The organism is Bacteroidota bacterium (genome assembly GCA_018816945.1).
GTDB lineage: Bacteria > Bacteroidota > Bacteroidia > Bacteroidales.
Map to the genome: position 1 here is coordinate 61,516 of JAHIVC010000015.1, position 17,468 is coordinate 78,983.

Below are 17,468 nucleotides of genomic sequence, written 5' to 3' on the forward strand. Positions count from 1 at the left end.
TAAATATGTATATATATCATAAAATGAAAACTTTGTTTGTTCGCTACACTAGCAAAATAATGAGGTAAATACGAATTTATTGCCATCAAAAAGACCTTTATCACTTAACTTAAGTTCGGGTATCACTAGCAATGCCATGAATGAAAGCGTCATAAACGGAGCTTTGAACCCTGAACCCAGAAGTTTTGCTTCCTGTTCGAGTTGATCATAATCTTTTGCAACTTTAAAACCATTATTATTTGACATTATCCCTGCAACCGGAAGTGGTAAAAAAATTTCTTTATCAGTATTGATTAAAGAAATGCCGCCTTTATTTTTAATCAACAAATTTATGGCTTTGACAATTTCAGAATCATTTACGCCTACCGCAATTATATTATGACTATCATGAGCCACTGTTGAGGCAATTGCACCTTCTTTAAATCCAAAGTTTTTTATAAAACCTACTGACGGAACACTTTCTTCATAACGGTTAAGGACAACTATTTTTAAAATATCACGGGAAGTATCACTCACTACTTTATTATTTCTAATAAGAGGGCTAAATTCAAGTTTTTTAGTAATTAATTGCCCTTCAATGGCTTCTATTACTTTAATATTGCCAGCTTGAGCCATTATCTCAATATCAGAAGTTTTAATAGGTTTTGCTTTGAAATGATTTGGGGCACTATCCATTACTTCTTTAATAAATGATTTACCATTCTCTGCTACTAAACTCCCGTCAATGTAGGTTTGCAAAACATTAAAGTCGATCAGGTTGTCAACAATAATTAGATCTGCCAAATCATTTTTTTGCAACAACCCGACTTCTAAATTATAGTGTTTCACGGGGTTGTAAATACAACTTCTCAATACTAAGATTGGATCGTAACCAAATACAATTGCTCTCTTAATAAGTAGATTTATGTGACCTTTTAATAAATCATTTGGATGTTTATCATCAGAGCAAAACATAATTTGATCAGGATATTCAGTGATGAGCGGGATGAGCATATCGAAATTTTTTGCGGCGCTTCCCTCTCTTATCAGCACTTTCATTCCAAGTTTGATTTTTTCAAGTCCTTCATCAACGGTAAAGCATTCATGATCGGTTGAGATTCCTTCACTTATATATTTTTTGAGATCGGCACCGCTTAATCCGGGTGCATGACCATCCACCGGTTTGTTAAATTTTTTAGCGATTGATAGTTTGGAGACAACCTCCTTATCGTTAAAAAGCACACCTGGAAAGTTCATCATTTCAGAAAGGTATTTTATTTCAGAACGACTTAATAATTCTTCAGTTTCCTGAACACCCAAAACAGCTCCGGCAGATTCAAAACTAGTGGCAGGCACACAGCTTGGAGCGCCAAAAAAGAATTTAAAGGGAACCTTCTCTCCATTCTTAATCATGTAATCCACACCTTCAATTCCAAGGACATTTGCTATTTCATGAGGATCAGAAACCGTGGCAACAGTGCCATGTATAACTGCTATTCTTGCAAATTCTGAAGGAGATAACATTGAACTTTCGATATGGATATGGGCGTCAATCAAACCCGGTAAAATAAATTGGGTTTCATTAACCGGTTCTTCAGATATGTTTATGATGCGGTTGCTTTCAATTGATATTTTTCCTTGAAAAATTCTTTGTGAAACGACATCCACAATATTCCCTGATAGTATTTTCATATTACTCGTTATTGATTGTAACAAATCTACAAAATAAGTGGATAAGGATAGAATGTGAGGAAATCGAACTAAATAGAAAAAAGGCATTCTCCCTCAGAATGCCTTTTTAGTAATTACCTATGATGTAAGAATAAGTAAAATTGTCTTACATCACTTTATACCATTAATGATAAAATGTCGCATGTAAAAAATTAAATTTTTTATTGGAATAAGCTAATAAACTTATGTTAAAGGGATTAAAATGGTAAAAAGTTTTCAAACCTTCTAATTTCCTAAAGGATTAGCAGTTATTGTGGCATTAATTGTAACCTCAATTGTGAATTCTACATCATCAACATTTGTATGCCCGTCAACGAAGATTGTAAATATATTTTTATCACCTAGAATATCTTGAACCTTTATCCATTGGTTGGATTCATTGCCCAGGGTTAAAACTTTTCCTAAACTTATAAGTTCATTTGTGAAATTCCATGAAGTATTTTTTGTTTCTGAAAAAATAGAAATACTTGCCGTTTCAATGATCACAGGCTTGCTAATACTTAAAACCTTTGCTGAAATGGAAGTTATTTCAATATCTTTTATTTTATGGGCGTATTTTAAAAATTCGGCATTGCTATTGGGATCAATAGTTGCAGAAGTACTAAATACTCCTTCTGTCTGTTTTAACCCATTTTTGGGCAGAACTATTGCATCTAATTCCACGGAATATTCCGTATTAAAAGTAACATCCAATAAACTGGCTAATTTCTTACAACCACTTGATGTTATCATAATTATAATAATAAAGGGGATGAGATATTTAACATTTTTCATGATTGAATCTAATTTGGTTTTAGGAGTGAAGATAAAATTTTCTGATTTGATTTTACAGTTTTTTTTGTAATTTAACAAAAGATATTGTAGTAAAAAGTACTTTTTTAAAAAAATAGAAATGAAAATTAAAATCTATCAGATTGATGCATTTTCAGATCAGGTTTTTCGGGGTAACCCTGCAGCTGTTTGCATTTTGGATTATTGGCTGGATGAATCAACAATGCAGCTAATCGCTGCTGAGAATAATTTGGCAGAAACCGCTTTTGTAGTGAAAGAGGGGAAGAATTATGCAATAAGATGGTTTACTCCCAACACGGAAGTTGATCTTTGCGGTCATGCAACCTTGGCTGCAGCACATGTTCTTTTTAAGTATTATCATTATAAATCTTCAACTATAAAATTTGACACCAAAAAATCAGGAATATTAATAGTGCGAAAAGACAGGAAAAAAATAGAATTAGACTTTCCTGCTGATCAAATAGAGAAAGTAGCTACACCTGATATACTGGTGAAGGCTTTAGGATGCAAGCCTATTGAAACGTACAAAGGCAAAACTGATTATATGTTGATCTTTGATGCGCAAAGTACGATAGAGTTATTGAAGCCTGATTTTAGGCTACTGAACAAGATAAAAGCACGAGGTATCATCGTTAGTGCCAAAGGTGAAATAGTTGATTTTGTTTCACGCTTTTTCGCGCCACAGGTTGGAATTGATGAAGACCCTGTTACAGGTTCAGCACATACTACACTTGCTCCATATTGGGCTAATAAGCTTAATAAAACTGCTTTAAAGGCACAGCAATTATCCAAAAGAAAAGGTGAATTGGAATGTGTTTGGGATGGTGATCGGGTAAAAATAAGTGGGCATGCGGTTACTTATTTAATCGGAGAAATTGAATTTTAGTTAAGTATTATAAAGGAAAATAATAGGCGCAACTAAATTTGTAGCTGCGCCTATTATTTTTTAAAAAATGGTGATCTCTGCTTTTTTTACTGCATCCTGATATTTTTTCCATCCATTGTCAAAGAATTTATTTAATTGGCCGGTGTATTCAGCCATCGCTTTTTCAGCCTGATCTATGGCGTATTTTTGGTTGCTGTTAAGCTTGGTTGCTGCCATTAATCCCGAAAATGCTGGCCATATTTTATTTGAAATTTCTTTTGGGTTACTATAAATTCCCTGAACGTCTTTAGGGCCATACATGAGTTCGTTCAGTTCCTTAATGGTGATACCAATTTCTTTCTCGATCGATTTTAAACTATCGATGTTTGGACTGCTTTCTTTAGGGATAAGTTTGTTAACGATATCAATTTTCTTTTCAATTTCTTTAAGTTTATCGAGTGCTGTATTTAATTCATCAACCATGGCAATAAAAGGATCAAGATTTTTCCGATTTGTAATCATTGCATCCGCATCAATGTCTAACCGATTATCAGCTTTTACCATCAGGGTACTTGAGGCTTCTGCATCCTTATATTTCAAATTTAAAGTATAAGTGCCAGGCAAAGTGATGGGGCCTCCACCTTGTGTTCTTGCATTCTTGGGGGCTGGCCTGCCAGGCATTCTAAAACCTCTGGTATCAAAGCCCCAGTATGTTCGGTTAATCCCTTTTTTTGGCTTTATTGATAATGTGCGAATGGTGTCATTATTAGAATCAATAATATCAATATTTACCATTTCATTTTCATCTGCTTCTTTGATGAAAAAACTAATCATTGCCCCCATTGGTCTGTTTTCGCCTTCATAATAGGAGTCACCGGCATATTGTCGCATCCAAACCGGATATCCAGGTGCAACTTTTGGCTTAGCCATAATTGCGGTAGGAAGATCAAATGCAACCAGTTCCTGCTCAAAAATATTTGTACCATCCTGAGCAAGCTTTCTTAAAGGTCGAATATCATCCAATACCCAAATTGATCGACCGAAGGTACCGATGACCAAATCATACTCGCGGGGATGAATTTTCAGATCCATGGTAGATACTGTGGGATAAGAATGAGTCCATTTAGTCCAGTTATCTCCGGCATCAATACTTATATAAAGTCCCATTTCACTACCTAAAAACATTAGCTTTGGTTCAATTGGGTCTTGTTCAAAACTCAGTGCATATCCCCATATTTCTGAGTTGTCAGCAATTTGTTCCCATTTTCTACCATAGTCTTTGGTATGATAAACATAAGTGCTGTAATCATTCTGTCGATAATTATTTACGATAACAAATGCTTCTGCAGCATTATATTTTGATGGATGAATTTGAGGAATCCAAGCATTTAACGGGGCACCTTTAATTTTGCCATAAACATTGACCCATGTTTCTCCACCATCAGTCGTCAGTTGCAGATTACCATCATCTGTTCCCACCCAAATTACCTTTTCGTCAAGTGGACTGGGAGCTATGGAAATGATGGTTGTATGATTTTCTGCTCCTGTGGCATCATAAGTTATTCCACCACTTAAATGTTGTTTTTGTTTCTCAGGATCGTTTGTGCTTAAATCAGGACTAATGATTTCCCAGTTCTCTCCACGGTCATTACTTTTGTGTAAAAACTGACTTCCAAAATAAATGCTATTCTGATCAAATGGATTTTGTGCAATGGCTGCATTCCAGTTAAAACGCACGTCAATTCCTTCAGGATGAACAGGACGAATATTTTTAGAATCCCCGGTCAGAATATCATTTCTTGATAAATGACCTTGCTGTGACATTGAATAGCAGTATCGTGCATCTCCGGGTACAGGAACAGCATCAAAACCATCCCCGCCATTCAGATAATCCCAATAATTATTGATAATTCCCTGTCTGCTCCAAACGTAAGACGGGCCCACCCATGATCCATTGTCCTGCATCCCACCATAAATATTATATGGAAGTTCATTGTCAACATCGATATGATAGAACTGACCGACAGGAAGATTCGAAATTAATCTCCAGGTTTTGCCCATATCATGTGTAATGGCCATTCCACCATCGTTACCATCAATCATAAAAGAAGGTTCGTTAGGATGGATCCACCAGGCATGATGATCACTATGGATACTTTCAGCAGTTTGATCGGTAAAGGTCAAAGCCCCGTCTTCACTCACATTGACAAAACTGTACAATGAGTAAACCCTATTTTCATTTTTTGAATCAACAAATAAATCAGCATAATAAAAAGGGCGGTCACCAATATTTTTATCCCCTCGTTTTTCCCATTTATAACCACCATCCGTTGATCGGTATATGGCATTTTTTTTAGATTCAACTAATGCGTAAATATATTTTGGATTACTTCTGCTTATGGCTAACCCGATTCGTCCGATCTCTCCCGAAGGAAGTCCGTCTTCCTCTGAAAGTAGTTTCCAGTTTTCTCCACCATCAATGGTCATGTATAGTCCGGAGCCTTCACCGCCTGATTTAAAAAACCAAGGTTGGCGATGATGCTGCCACATGGCAACAAATATTTTATCCGGATTTGAAGGATCCATCACCATATCAGCTACCCCGGATTGATCGTTGGTAAATAAAATTTGATCCCAGGTTTTTCCACCATCGGTTGTTTTAAAAACTCCTCTTTCAGGATGTGGGCCCCAGGGGCTTCCGATTGCTCCGACATAAACAATATTCGGGTTCTCCGGATGGGTGATAATTCGATGAATATGACGAGTGTTTTCCAATCCCATTTCCTTCCAGGTTCTACCACCGTTAACACTTTTATAAAGTCCGTACCCGCCAGTTAAACTGTTTCTTGGATTCCCTTCACCGGTTCCTGCCCAAATGATATCGGGATTTTTTTGAAATATAGCAATAGCCCCTATTGAGGCTGCTTTTTTATCTTCAAAAATTGGTGTCCAATTTGTTCCGGCATTTTCTGATTTCCATAATCCGCCTGAAGCAGTGCCTGCATAAATAATATTGGTGTTTGACAAGTTAACATCAATTGCTGTTACTCGCCCGCTCATTCCAGCAGGACCAATATTTCTTGGTTTTAAATCGTTTAATAAATCCATGTCGAGCTTTTGAGCGTGCACAGAAAAAACAGAAATACATAAACCGATAAGGAGGAAATATTTTTTCATAAGTTTAAATATTGTGATTTTTGATGGTTAAAAATTACGAAATAAAAGCACAGTAAAAAATAATCCTTGAATTTATTTATTATAGTTTATATATTTAGAATCGGAACATACGAAGTTTGTAAAAATACTATAGCTTATTTTAATAGCCTGGAATTTCTATTATCTAATTACAGTTATCATTTATTAACCTAAACCAGAAACCAATGAAAAAAAAGATCTTATGCATGATGTGCATCAGCTTTCTGCTTAGTTTCGCTGGGATATGTCAGGATGATATGAGTGTTAATGAAGCAGAGAAACTCGCAAAGCTAAATGCAAAATTACTCCTTAAAAATGGAGTGAAAAAAGTAATGTTTGTAGAATTTTATGGAGAATATATCACCTCCAAAGAAACAGCTCCCGGCCCGATGGAAAGCAGATGGAGTGGCGGCCCACTCTATAAGCGTACACAAACTGTTGAAATTGGCGGTGATTACTATGAATCACTGACCAATGAACTCTATGAAATCGTTAAGAAAGTATTTACCGATAACGGAATAGAAGTATTAGATAAAGAAGTACTTCTCAATAATGAAAATTATATTGCCTTAGGCCTTAAAGAGGAAAGGAAAACCAGGGCATATTCGGGAGGAATTACCAAAAAATCGGTGACCACGGAAGGGATTAAACGATCTGTTTCAGGAATGGGCATGTTCAGTGAAACTTTAAAAATTGGCGCGATTGTAAAAATTAATAATATGGTTCCCAGAATTGCCATGGAAACCGATTGCCAAGCTTCACTGAGCGTCAATTTTAAATTTGGAATAGGAAAAAAAAATGCCCCAACGCTTGACTTTATTAATATCAAAGTTCAGTCAGGTCTTGATGAGGTTAATGCAGGACAAGGAAAGAAATCCTACGTGTTTAAAAATTCGGGAGACTTGTTTCTTACAAACAAAGGATTAATTGGTGATACAGATTTCTTAAAGGATAAAGGTGAAATTGATCTCGATAAATATAATAAAACGATGATAGAGATGGCACAAAAAATGGCCACTGCTTATACGATCCTTTTAAAGAATGAAATGAATCAGTAAGCTTACATTTCCATAGCTTACATCAAAGGGCCAACCAATCATATTCATTGGATAGCCCTTTTTTTGTTGCATATTCATGATTTCAAATATTACTCGTGAATCTTTGGCTGATTTATTGGAGATTAAATAAAAATTAGGGAACTTTACAGATAACCTAAATCCTTAGACTTATGAACCTAATGAAAAGATTTGTCTTCCTTTTATTGCCATTTGTTCTGATCGGACATTTAAATGCTCAAATAATTCCTGACTTATCTTCAGTAAATAATAAAAAAATCTGGAATGTGTATAATCGAATAGTAAATTTTGACAAGACTGAAAATGCAATTCAGTTTAATGCTCAACCTTTGGATGGTGTTGTTTGGGTGAAAGATTTGAGTTTTGGTGATGGAGTGATCGAACTTGATATTAAGGGTTCAGATCATCAAGGAAGAAGTTTTGTGGGCATTGCCTTTCATGGGCTTGATGAAGAGACATACGATGGAATCTATTTCAGACCATTTAATTTTAAATCGCCAGAAAGAAATAGCCATTCTGTTCAATATATTTCACATCCGGAAAAAACTTGGAGTTATTTACGAAGTAATTTTCCTGAACAATATGAGAATCCTGTAATTCCTGTACCTGATCCGAATGATTGGTTTCATGCGAAGATTGAAATTGTATACCCTCAAGTGAAAGTTTATGTAAATAATTCTGAGATTGCATCATTGGAAATTGAGCAGTTAAGTGATCGAAAGACCGGATGGATTGGCTTGTGGGCCGGTAATAATTCAGATGGAGCTTTCAAAAATCTTGTCATTAAAAAATCAAAATAAGCCTCTTGTTATGACACAAATTAAAAGAAGAAATTTTTTAAAAGCTTCAATCACCGGATTTGCTGGAGCAGCAATGTTTTCTGCATTTGGCAAGAATGTCAGCAGTTTGCCATTTGACAACTTATCAGCAATTCTTTCTTCAGAAAAGTCTGATGAAAGTTATTGGGAACAGGTAAAAGAACAATTTCCTTTTGCAGAAGGATTAAAATATTTTAATAATGGTTCATTAGGCCCATCTCCATTAATTGTGAGAGAAGCAAGTTGTAATTTCAGGACGACCTTAGATGAATTTCCATCAAAATACATGTGGGGAGGCTGGAAGGAAGAAGTAGAAAAAGTCAGAAGTCAATCTGCTGAGCTATTATCAGTATCTCCAGAAGAAATTGCACTTATCCATAATACTACGGAAGGCTTTAATATGCTTGCCAAGAGTTTTGACCTGAAACCCGGTGACGAAATTATATTGGCTGATCATGAACATACAAGCGTAACGATTCCGTGGCAGGTATGGCAAGAATCGAAGGGTATTAAATTAGTGCAAATTGTATTGCCAATTCTCCCTGATTCAGTTGAAGAAATCGTTGAAATGTACCGAAAGGCCATTACTCCAAAAACGAAGATCATATCAATTTGTCACTTATTAAACACAAATGGCATGATTTTACCAATTAAGGAGGTAAGTGAAATGGCTCACCAAAAAGGTATTTATGTGGCAGTTGATGGTGCTCAGGCAGCCGGGATGATTCAAGTAAATTTGCAAGACCTGGGTTGTGATTATTATACTGCAAGTACGCATAAATGGTTATTTTCACCAAAGGAAATTGGAATCTTTTATGCCAAAAAGGTAAGCCAGCATTTACTAAAGCCACTCATTGTTGCCAATGGACATAAGGATATTACTATCCGGAGGTTGGAAAACTATAATACACGAAATTTACCTGATGTATTAGGATTGGGAACAGCAATAGAATTTCACAACTCAATAGGGCGTGAAAAAATTGAAAGGAGATCGTACGAACTTAAAGCATATTTAAGGGAAAAAATTGGAGATAATCCAAAATTTAAATTCAAGTCTCCGGTAAAAGATGAGCTTTCATCTGCGATTCAAAATTTAGAAATTGTAGGTAAAGATGTTAATTTTGTTAAGAAGCAATTATTTGATAATTATGGTATTGATACCAGGCCGATGACAGGTTTTGGGTTAAATGGCCTGAGAATTTCACTGGCAATTTATATAACAAAGAGTGATATTGATTATTTAATTAAGGGATTGGAGCATATATCGACTTTAAATTAATACATTTATCTGCTCTTTTAATACAGAGTAATCCATAAATAACCGAAAAAATTTAATGATGATTGCAATTATCTATATTTCCAAGCATGGTACAACGGAAACTGTTGCTTTGAAGTTACACAAACTGCTTAATAGTGAGGAAGTTCACCACATTGATTTAAGGGCCAATAAAAACCCTGATATTTCACAATACAATAAAATAATACTGGGTGGATCAATTCATGCCGGTATGATTCAAAGGCGGATGAAAAGCTTTTGTGAATCAAATCTGGAATCTTTGCTAAAGAAGGAAATTGCCTTATTTTTATGTTGCATGGAAGAAGGTGAAAAGGCTATAGAACAATTTAATAACGCATTTCCCGAAATTTTACGGATGCACTCCATCAAAAATGAAATTATTGGTGGTGAATTTTTATTCGATAAAATGAATTTTTTGGAGAAAGCGATTGTTAAGAAAATAGCAGGGATTAAAGAAAATATTTCCAAAATTGATGAGCAAAAAATTAAGGAATTGGCAGGTGAGTTTGTCTAAAAATGATTGATTTTATATAAGAGATCGAACAATTCCGACGAAGTCGGAAGGTATAATACCGCGCATCTCTGCTGCTGAATTTTTTTCTCCCGAGTGTTCGGGACTTTGGGGTTTCATACCCGTGATTCTCCCAACTAAGTATTTTGATTATTCATAAATTAATTATTACCTTTAAATTATAAATCTTAAATATTATAGTATGAGGAAGTTCGCAATTAAATCGGCATTGTTGTCAATCTTTGCTATAATTTCGCTATCAAATATTTCCATAGCTCAGGGCAATCAATATGAAGTAACAATTACTACTTTAAAAGGGGAAAGTTATCATCTTGTAGAAGTAAGAGGCTATGGAGGTTTTGAATTTCAATGTCTTCAGAATAAGGCAGAGTTTAAACTGAAATTTGACAAGATCAAAAGTATCCAATTAGAGAAGAAGAAAAAAGGACAATTCCGTAAAGCAATGGTAGCATTGGAAAACGGCCAGATGGATGAAATTTGGATCAAGACAAGTTTTAAAGAAAAAGGGTCTAAAACAAAAACCATTTTACTAACCATCGAAGGGAAGAGCAAAGAATATGGGAGCTTGGTAAGGCTGAATATCAAAGACATTAAAAAGATTAATTTTTTATAAAAAAATATCAATTCAGCCAGATTATTTCTCAAGTATTTTAATCTTATTATTTATTCAGACGATCGAATAAAAGATTTGATTCCGGATGAGCATACTTATACAAAATGAAAAAAACAGAAAGGTTTGAATTGATTGGTCACGAATTCATTGAACTGAATAAGCTGCTTAAATTTTTGGGTTGGGTCGAAACCGGTGGAGAAGCCAAAATCCGGATTGAGGCCGGGGAGGTAATGGTGAATGAAGCGGTTGAATTTCGAAAACGTTGCAAACTGCGTGTTGGTGATAAAGTATTTTTTAACGGGAATGAAGTAGTGATTGGCTAAGTGATCAATTTGATAATTTGAAGATCCACGACGTTTTCGGGACAAGTTGTGCTAATTGAAAATTGATTTCATTGCTTCAATATTAAATCTAACAGATTATTTTCCAACTTAAGTATTGCGATTGTATTTCTATTGTATATCCATTGAATGTCGCATACTAACTCCGCTCAATTTGCATAATAATTAATATACGATTGAACAGAAAAGAGAAGAATTTTAAAATTCATTTGTTTATACAAAAATAATTTTCATACATTTGCCGACAGAAAACAGATAAGAATGAAAAATATAGTATTAAATAATTGGTGGTGGTCTTTCAATACTCGGTGAGTGCTGAATAGACAGACTATTATTTAATATCAAAAAAAATAATGAAGACCTGCCGATTTCGGCGGGTCTTTTTTTTTCATGATACAAGACTTTTTTTTAAAATGATTGTGAAATTTAAAATCAAAAATAATGGAATGATATTGTCGGAAAGTTTAGGGATGCAGCAAATGTCACATCGAGCTTGTCGAGATGTGGTTAAAAGTTTGGGAACAGTTCTCGACGGGCTCGAACTGACATTTATTGATATTTATCCTCCACTTACAGAAATTCAATTGTAGGAGGAATTTCCAAATATCCTTATATAGCTATTAAATTAATTTAAAAAATGAGTAAAATAAAATTTAACACAATTTACAAAAAACTCCTAGCCGATACCATTACACCGGTCAGCACTTATTTGAAATTGAGAGATCAATTCCCAAATTCATTATTGCTCGAGAGTTCGGATTATCACAGCAAGGAAAACAACTACAGTTACATTTGTTGCGAACCTCAGTTTACCTTTAAGGTGGATGGAAACAGGGCCTATGAATTTCAGCTGAACACGCAGATTATCGAATTCAATTTGAATGAAAAGAATACTGTTGTCGAACTGCTTAAGAATTTTGTTTCGCAATTCGCAGAAACAGAATCAAAATTCCCATTTAGCGATAACGGTATTTTCGGCTATACTGCCTACGATTCGATCAGGTATTTTGAGGATATAAAACTAGAAGCAAAAGAAATAGCATACAAGAAAATACCGGAGATGATTTATAGCCAGTTCCGTTTTATATTGGTATTTGATCATTTTAAAAATGAACTGTACATTTTTGACCATCGACCTCTAGGTTATACTCATTCAGCAATGACGATTAAAGATGTTCAGCAGCTTATCGAAAATAGGAATTATGCAAGCTTCCCATTTAAAATTGATGGAGAGGAAATAGCGAATCTGACAAATGAGGAATACATGGATTTGGTTTCCAAAGGCAAAATGCATTGCCGGATCGGGGATGTTTTCCAAATTGTTTTGTCAAGGGAATTTAAACAAAAATTCAGGGGTGATGAATTTAATGTGTACCGCGCATTAAGGGCCATCAACCCTTCTCCTTACTTGTTTTATTTTGATTATGGCGATTATAAAATATTCGGTTCATCGCCCGAGGCACAGTTAACGGTTCGTGATGGCATAGCTGCAATACACCCTATTGCAGGGACATACCGACGTCAGGATTCGGAAAAAGAAGACCGGATTTATGCCGAAAAGCTTAAACTGGACGTGAAGGAAAATTCCGAGCACGTAATGTTGGTCGATCTGGCCAGAAACGATTTGAGCCGTAATTCAAGTGAAGTTGAGGTTGAAGTTTATGGCGAAATCCAATATTATTCGCATGTGATACACATGGTAAGCAAAGTAATAGGGAAGATAAATCCAGATAGTAATACCATTCAGTTGGCGGCCGACACCTTTCCTGCAGGAACCTTAAGTGGAGCCCCAAAAATCAAAGCCATGCAGTTGATCGATCGCTATGAAAATCATTCACGTGGGTTTTATGGAGGAGCAGTTGGCTATATCGGATTGAACGGAGATTATAACCATGCCATCATTATCCGTTCTTTTCTGAGTAAAGACAACCAGTTGATTTATCAGGCAGGAGCCGGAATTGTGGTGGAAAGCCAGGAGGAAAATGAATTAAACGAGGTTAATAACAAGATTGCTGCAGTAAGGGCAGCAATTGTAAAAGCAGAAGAAATATGAACTGTTTGATCATCGATAATTACGATTCGTTTACTTACAATTTGGTTCATCTTGTTAAAGAAATTGGGGTAATCCCAGATGTTATTAGAAACGACAAATTCCGTTTGGAAGAAATTGCCAAGTACGACAAAATCATACTATCGCCCGGGCCGGGAGTTCCCAATGATGCAGGTTTTCTAAAGCAAGTTATCAAAGAGTTTGCACCAAGAAAAAGCATTTTTGGCGTTTGTTTAGGGCAACAGGCCATTGCCGAAGTTTTCGGGGGCAGATTGATTAATCTTGAGCAGGTATATCATGGAGTAGTATCTGAAATTGAGCTTGTTATGAATGATTATATTTTCGAGCAAATTCCACTGAAATTCATGGCAGGTCGTTATCACAGCTGGGTTGTCGATCCAAATTTACCTTCAGAATTAGAAACCATCGCTACCGATGCAAATGGACAAATCATGGCGTTAAAGCATAAAACATACGATGTGAGGGGCGTGCAGTTTCATCCCGAAAGTATCATGACCCCCAATGGAAAGCAAATCATTCAAAATTTTCTAAATCATTAATTAAATTTTTACAACCAAAAAAACAAGTTATTTACGTATGAAAGATATTTTAAATCAGTTATTCGAACACCAAACCTTGGATTATTCTCAGGCTAAAAATATTCTGACTGATATTGCCGAAGGAATTTATAATCAGAGCCAGGTCACAGCTTTTTTATCAGCTTATCAAATGCGCAGTATTACTGTTCAGGAACTCTCAGGTTTCAGAGATGCACTACTTGATTTGAGTTTGTCAATTGACTTATCAGAATTTGATCCCATTGATTTATGCGGAACGGGAGGAGATCGTAAAAACACCTTTAATATTTCAACACTGGCTTCTTTTGTGGTTGCCGGAGCAGGAATCAAAGTTTCGAAGCACGGGAATTATGGGGTGAGTTCAAGTTGCGGTTCTTCAAATGTAATGGAGTATTTCGGGTATAAATTTACAAGTGAAGAAAGTATTTTAAAAAGGCAAATTGAAGAATCCGGAATTTGCTTTTTACATGCCCCTTTGTTCCACCCGGCCATGAAATTTGTATCTCCAATTCGACGTGAGCTGGGAATTAAAACCTTTTTCAATATGTTGGGTCCGATGGTAAATCCAAGCAAACCCAAAAAGCAAATCGTTGGTGTTTATTCGCTCGAACTGGCTCGTTTGTACAACTATTTATACCAACAAACCGATCATGCGTATTATATCATTCATTCGTTGGATGGTTATGATGAAATTTCTTTAACGGGTAAATTCAAATTAATTTCAGCAGATAAGGAGCAAATCCTAAGTCCTCAGGATATTCATCTTAATTCGATTTTACCTCATGAGATTTATGGGGGTGATACCATTGTGGAATCGTCCAAAATATTTATGGATGTGTTAAATAATAATACAACTCAAGCCCATAAAAATGTGGTTGTTGCGAATGCCGGATTTGCAATCCATTGTGCAAAATCCGAACTGCCCTTAGCTGATAGTTTTCAAATGGCAAGAGAATCAATCGAATCGGGTAATGCTTTAAACTGCTTTAAAACTTTAATTAAGTGATGACAATACTGGATAAAATAATTGAATTCAAGAAAATTGAGTTAAAGGAGAAGAAAGAACTCTTCCCAACAAAAAGATTGGAAAAAAGTGTTTATTTCCAAACACCCATGGTTTCGTTATCAAAATATCTTTTAAGGGAAGATAAAGCAGGAATCATTGCAGAAATTAAACGGAAATCACCGAGTAAGGGAATGATTCACGAATATGTAGATATTGAAAAAATCAGCATCGGGTATATGCAGGCCGGGGCTTCGGCCATTTCGGTTCTGACCGATCAAAACTTTTTTGGCGGATCGTGTGAATATTTGACCATCGCCCGTAAGTTCAACTATTGCCCGATCTTGAGAAAGGATTTTATTTTTGATGAATATCAAATCATCGAAGCCAAAAGCATTGGTGCAGATGCCATTCTTTTGATCGCCTCGGTTTTGAGTCCGGAAGAAACAAAGCAGCTGGCTGCCTTTGCCAATACATTGGGATTAGAAGTTTTGCTTGAAGTTCATAGCAAAGAACAGGCTCAAAAATATCCAAATGAGTTCACAAAACTGGTAGGTGTCAATAATCGAAACCTGAATGATTTTAGTGTTAACATCCAAACTTCTATCGATTTGGCAAAGGTTATTCCCAATGATTTTATTAAAGTAAGCGAAAGCGGGATCAACGATCCGAAAAATATTATCCAACTCAAATCTCATGGATTTAAAGGCTTTTTAATGGGAGAACATTTTATGCAATCGGCCAATCCGCACCTGAAATGTGCAGCCTTTATCAAATTACTTAAAAAACTGGAGGAAGCCGGATGAAAATAAAAGTTTGCGGAATGAAGTATACTGAGAATATTCAGGCAGTCGCAGATTTAAATCCCGATTATTTGGGGTTTATTTTCTACGAAAAATCACCAAGATATGCCGTTCACGATTTGAATGCCATGCAGCTTTCAACAATTTCAGGAAATATACAAAAAGTGGGGATTTTTGTAAATGAAGAATTTAATGCGATCAAACAAATTTGCCGTGAATTTCAAATTACAACCGTTCAGTTACATGGCGATGAAAGCCCTGAGCTTTGTGAAAAATTGGAAAATGCTGGGTACGCTGTTGTTAAAGCTTTTGGTATAAATGAAAATTTTGATTTTGGAAATTTACAAGTTTATGTCGATTGCTGTGATTTCTTTTTATTCGACACCAAAACGAGTGAATATGGAGGTTCCGGCAAAAAGTTTAAGTGGGATCTGTTAAATCGATATCATCTTAAGCTTCCATTTTTTATAAGTGGCGGAATTTCATTAGATGATCTGGATGAAATTAAAAAAATCAAAAGTGAATATTTATATGCCATTGATGTGAACAGCCGCTTTGAAATTGAAGCGGGATTAAAAGATGTAACAATGATAAACCTTTTTATAAAGCGGATTAGAGATGAATTTTAATGTAAGTGAAACTGGATTTTATGGGGAATTTGGCGGGGCTTTTATCCCCGAATTGCTTGTTCCAAATATTGATGAGCTTAAACTGGCATTTAAAAAGCTTGTCAATACTCATCCCTTCCAAAGCAATTTTAATAAATTGCTCAAAGAATATGTTGGCAGGCCAACTCCTTTGTATTATGCTCAGCGTTTGTCAGCGCATTACAACACAAAAATCTACTTGAAGAGAGAAGATTTGTGCCATACGGGTGCCCATAAAATAAACAATGCCATTGGTCAGATTTTGTTGGCCAATGAAATGAAGAAGAAAAGAATTATTGCTGAAACGGGAGCAGGACAACATGGCGTTGCTGCGGCAACCGTTTGCGCTTTAATGGGACTGGAATGCATTGTTTACATGGGAGCAGTCGACATGGATCGGCAGGCACCAAATGTAAAGCGAATGCGCATGTTGGGGGCTGAAGTCAGAGCGGTACATAGTGGTACAAAAACCCTGAAAGATGCAACCAACGAGGCTATCCGCGATTGGATCAACCATCCCGAGGATACCTATTATTTGATTGGTTCGGTAGTTGGACCTCATCCATATCCTGAAATGGTAAGGCTTTTCCAGTCGGTTATCGGAATTGAAATCAAAAATCAGCTCTTCAAAAGCCCTGATTATATTTTAGCATGTGTGGGCGGTGGTAGCAATGCCATAGGTGCATTTCATGCTTTTCTGAAAGATGAAAAAGTGAAATTGATTGGAGTTGAAGCTGCCGGTCTCGGATTGGAAAGCGGAAAAACTGCTGCTACCTTGAAGTTGGGGCGTGCCGGCATTTTGCATGGCAGCAAATCCATCTTAATGCAATCTGAGGACGGACAAGTTGTGGAACCATACAGCATTTCTGCAGGGTTGGATTATCCGGGGGTAGGGCCGGTTCACGCCTATTTGAATGATTGTGGCAGGGTTGAATATAAAAATGCAACTGATGAAGAAGCTTTGGCATCGGCATATTTACTAACCCGATTGGAAGGAATTATTCCTGCCCTTGAAAGTGCACATGCCCTTGCCGCCCTTGAAAAAATTAAGCCCTTAGAAGATGATATTGTTGTGGTGAATTTAAGTGGAAGAGGCGATAAAGACATGGATGTATATCATCAAAGGTTAGACTTAATACAAGATTAAA

17 protein-coding genes are annotated in these 17,468 nt (G+C 36.0%); 14 read left to right on the forward strand and 3 right to left on the reverse strand.

Features of this window, described 5'->3' with window-relative positions; all coding sequences use genetic code 11:
* Positions 1–48: 48 nt before the first annotated feature.
* Complete coding sequence (gene ade, locus KKG99_02720; protein ID MBU1011894.1) at positions 49–1,671, reverse strand: adenine deaminase; 1,623 nt, start codon at positions 1,669–1,671, stop codon at positions 49–51.
* A gap of 264 nt (positions 1,672–1,935) precedes the next feature.
* A complete protein-coding gene (locus KKG99_02725) occupies positions 1,936–2,484 on the reverse strand; it encodes a hypothetical protein (protein ID MBU1011895.1) in 549 nt (182 codons plus the stop codon).
* A gap of 118 nt (positions 2,485–2,602) precedes the next feature.
* On the opposite strand from KKG99_02725, the gene KKG99_02730 reads away from it, so the two are divergent.
* The gene (locus KKG99_02730; GenBank protein MBU1011896.1) at positions 2,603–3,388 is read left to right on the forward strand and encodes a PhzF family phenazine biosynthesis protein; all 786 of its coding nucleotides are present in this window, start codon (positions 2,603–2,605) and stop codon (positions 3,386–3,388) included.
* 60 nt (positions 3,389–3,448) lie between these two features.
* Here KKG99_02730 and KKG99_02735 read toward each other — a convergent pair whose 3' ends face one another.
* On the reverse strand, positions 3,449–6,475 hold the full coding sequence (locus KKG99_02735; GenBank protein MBU1011897.1) for a hypothetical protein: 3,027 nt from the start codon (positions 6,473–6,475) through the stop codon (positions 3,449–3,451).
* A gap of 272 nt (positions 6,476–6,747) precedes the next feature.
* Between KKG99_02735 and KKG99_02740 the strand changes: the two genes are divergently transcribed.
* From KKG99_02740 to trpB, 13 genes are all read left to right on the forward strand, one after another.
* A complete protein-coding gene (locus KKG99_02740) occupies positions 6,748–7,620 on the forward strand; it encodes a hypothetical protein (GenBank protein MBU1011898.1) in 873 nt (290 codons plus the stop codon).
* Positions 7,621–7,799: 179 nt separating this feature from the next.
* The gene (locus KKG99_02745; protein MBU1011899.1) at positions 7,800–8,438 is read left to right on the forward strand and encodes a DUF1080 domain-containing protein; all 639 of its coding nucleotides are present in this window, start codon (positions 7,800–7,802) and stop codon (positions 8,436–8,438) included.
* Between the two features lie 10 nt (positions 8,439–8,448).
* Positions 8,449–9,735 carry an aminotransferase class V-fold PLP-dependent enzyme gene (locus KKG99_02750; protein MBU1011900.1) on the forward strand — a complete coding sequence of 429 codons (1,287 nt, stop codon included), beginning with the start codon at positions 8,449–8,451 and terminating at the stop codon, positions 9,733–9,735.
* Positions 9,736–9,790: 55 nt separating this feature from the next.
* The gene (locus tag KKG99_02755; GenBank protein MBU1011901.1) at positions 9,791–10,267 is read left to right on the forward strand and encodes a flavodoxin domain-containing protein; all 477 of its coding nucleotides are present in this window, start codon (positions 9,791–9,793) and stop codon (positions 10,265–10,267) included.
* A gap of 199 nt (positions 10,268–10,466) precedes the next feature.
* The gene (locus tag KKG99_02760) at positions 10,467–10,898 is read left to right on the forward strand and encodes a hypothetical protein (GenBank protein ID MBU1011902.1); all 432 of its coding nucleotides are present in this window, start codon (positions 10,467–10,469) and stop codon (positions 10,896–10,898) included.
* 104 nt (positions 10,899–11,002) lie between these two features.
* Positions 11,003–11,221 (forward strand): RNA-binding S4 domain-containing protein, encoded by a 219-nt coding sequence (locus KKG99_02765; GenBank protein ID MBU1011903.1) that lies wholly within the window; start codon positions 11,003–11,005, stop codon positions 11,219–11,221.
* A gap of 437 nt (positions 11,222–11,658) precedes the next feature.
* Positions 11,659–11,829, forward strand: a complete 171-nt coding sequence (locus tag KKG99_02770) for a hypothetical protein (protein MBU1011904.1) — start codon at positions 11,659–11,661, stop codon at positions 11,827–11,829.
* A gap of 47 nt (positions 11,830–11,876) precedes the next feature.
* Positions 11,877–13,292, forward strand: a complete 1,416-nt coding sequence (locus KKG99_02775) for an anthranilate synthase component I family protein (protein MBU1011905.1) — start codon at positions 11,877–11,879, stop codon at positions 13,290–13,292.
* On the forward strand, positions 13,289–13,849 hold the full coding sequence (locus KKG99_02780; GenBank protein MBU1011906.1) for an aminodeoxychorismate/anthranilate synthase component II: 561 nt from the start codon (positions 13,289–13,291) through the stop codon (positions 13,847–13,849). The genes KKG99_02775 and KKG99_02780 overlap by 4 nt, the downstream gene beginning before the upstream one ends.
* A gap of 37 nt (positions 13,850–13,886) precedes the next feature.
* A complete protein-coding gene (gene trpD / locus KKG99_02785) occupies positions 13,887–14,873 on the forward strand; it encodes an anthranilate phosphoribosyltransferase (GenBank protein MBU1011907.1) in 987 nt (328 codons plus the stop codon).
* Positions 14,873–15,676, forward strand: a complete 804-nt coding sequence (gene trpC / locus KKG99_02790) for an indole-3-glycerol phosphate synthase TrpC (GenBank protein ID MBU1011908.1) — start codon at positions 14,873–14,875, stop codon at positions 15,674–15,676. The genes trpD and trpC overlap by 1 nt, the downstream gene beginning before the upstream one ends.
* On the forward strand, positions 15,673–16,302 hold the full coding sequence (locus KKG99_02795; protein ID MBU1011909.1) for a phosphoribosylanthranilate isomerase: 630 nt from the start codon (positions 15,673–15,675) through the stop codon (positions 16,300–16,302). The genes trpC and KKG99_02795 overlap by 4 nt, the downstream gene beginning before the upstream one ends.
* Positions 16,292–17,467, forward strand: a complete 1,176-nt coding sequence (trpB, locus tag KKG99_02800) for a tryptophan synthase subunit beta (GenBank protein ID MBU1011910.1) — start codon at positions 16,292–16,294, stop codon at positions 17,465–17,467. Before KKG99_02795 ends, trpB begins: the two co-directional genes overlap by 11 nt.
* Position 17,468: the final 1 nt, after the last annotated feature.

Coding starts and splice junctions, on each gene's coding strand:
- ade (MBU1011894.1), bottom strand. CDS start 1,671: ATGAAAATACTATCAGGGAATATTGTGGATGTCGTTTCACAAAGAATT.
- KKG99_02725 (MBU1011895.1), bottom strand. CDS start 2,484: ATGAAAAATGTTAAATATCTCATCCCCTTTATTATTATAATTATGATA.
- KKG99_02730 (MBU1011896.1), top strand. CDS start 2,603: ATGAAAATTAAAATCTATCAGATTGATGCATTTTCAGATCAGGTTTTT.
- KKG99_02735 (MBU1011897.1), bottom strand. CDS start 6,475: ATGGATTTATTAAACGATTTAAAACCAAGAAATATTGGTCCTGCTGGA.
- KKG99_02740 (MBU1011898.1), top strand. CDS start 6,748: ATGAAAAAAAAGATCTTATGCATGATGTGCATCAGCTTTCTGCTTAGT.
- KKG99_02745 (MBU1011899.1), top strand. CDS start 7,800: ATGAAAAGATTTGTCTTCCTTTTATTGCCATTTGTTCTGATCGGACAT.
- KKG99_02750 (MBU1011900.1), top strand. CDS start 8,449: ATGACACAAATTAAAAGAAGAAATTTTTTAAAAGCTTCAATCACCGGA.
- KKG99_02755 (MBU1011901.1), top strand. CDS start 9,791: ATGATGATTGCAATTATCTATATTTCCAAGCATGGTACAACGGAAACT.
- KKG99_02760 (MBU1011902.1), top strand. CDS start 10,467: ATGAGGAAGTTCGCAATTAAATCGGCATTGTTGTCAATCTTTGCTATA.
- KKG99_02765 (MBU1011903.1), top strand. CDS start 11,003: ATGAAAAAAACAGAAAGGTTTGAATTGATTGGTCACGAATTCATTGAA.
- KKG99_02775 (MBU1011905.1), top strand. CDS start 11,877: ATGAGTAAAATAAAATTTAACACAATTTACAAAAAACTCCTAGCCGAT.
- KKG99_02780 (MBU1011906.1), top strand. CDS start 13,289: ATGAACTGTTTGATCATCGATAATTACGATTCGTTTACTTACAATTTG.
- trpD (MBU1011907.1), top strand. CDS start 13,887: ATGAAAGATATTTTAAATCAGTTATTCGAACACCAAACCTTGGATTAT.
- trpC (MBU1011908.1), top strand. CDS start 14,873: ATGACAATACTGGATAAAATAATTGAATTCAAGAAAATTGAGTTAAAG.
- KKG99_02795 (MBU1011909.1), top strand. CDS start 15,673: ATGAAAATAAAAGTTTGCGGAATGAAGTATACTGAGAATATTCAGGCA.
- trpB (MBU1011910.1), top strand. CDS start 16,292: ATGAATTTTAATGTAAGTGAAACTGGATTTTATGGGGAATTTGGCGGG.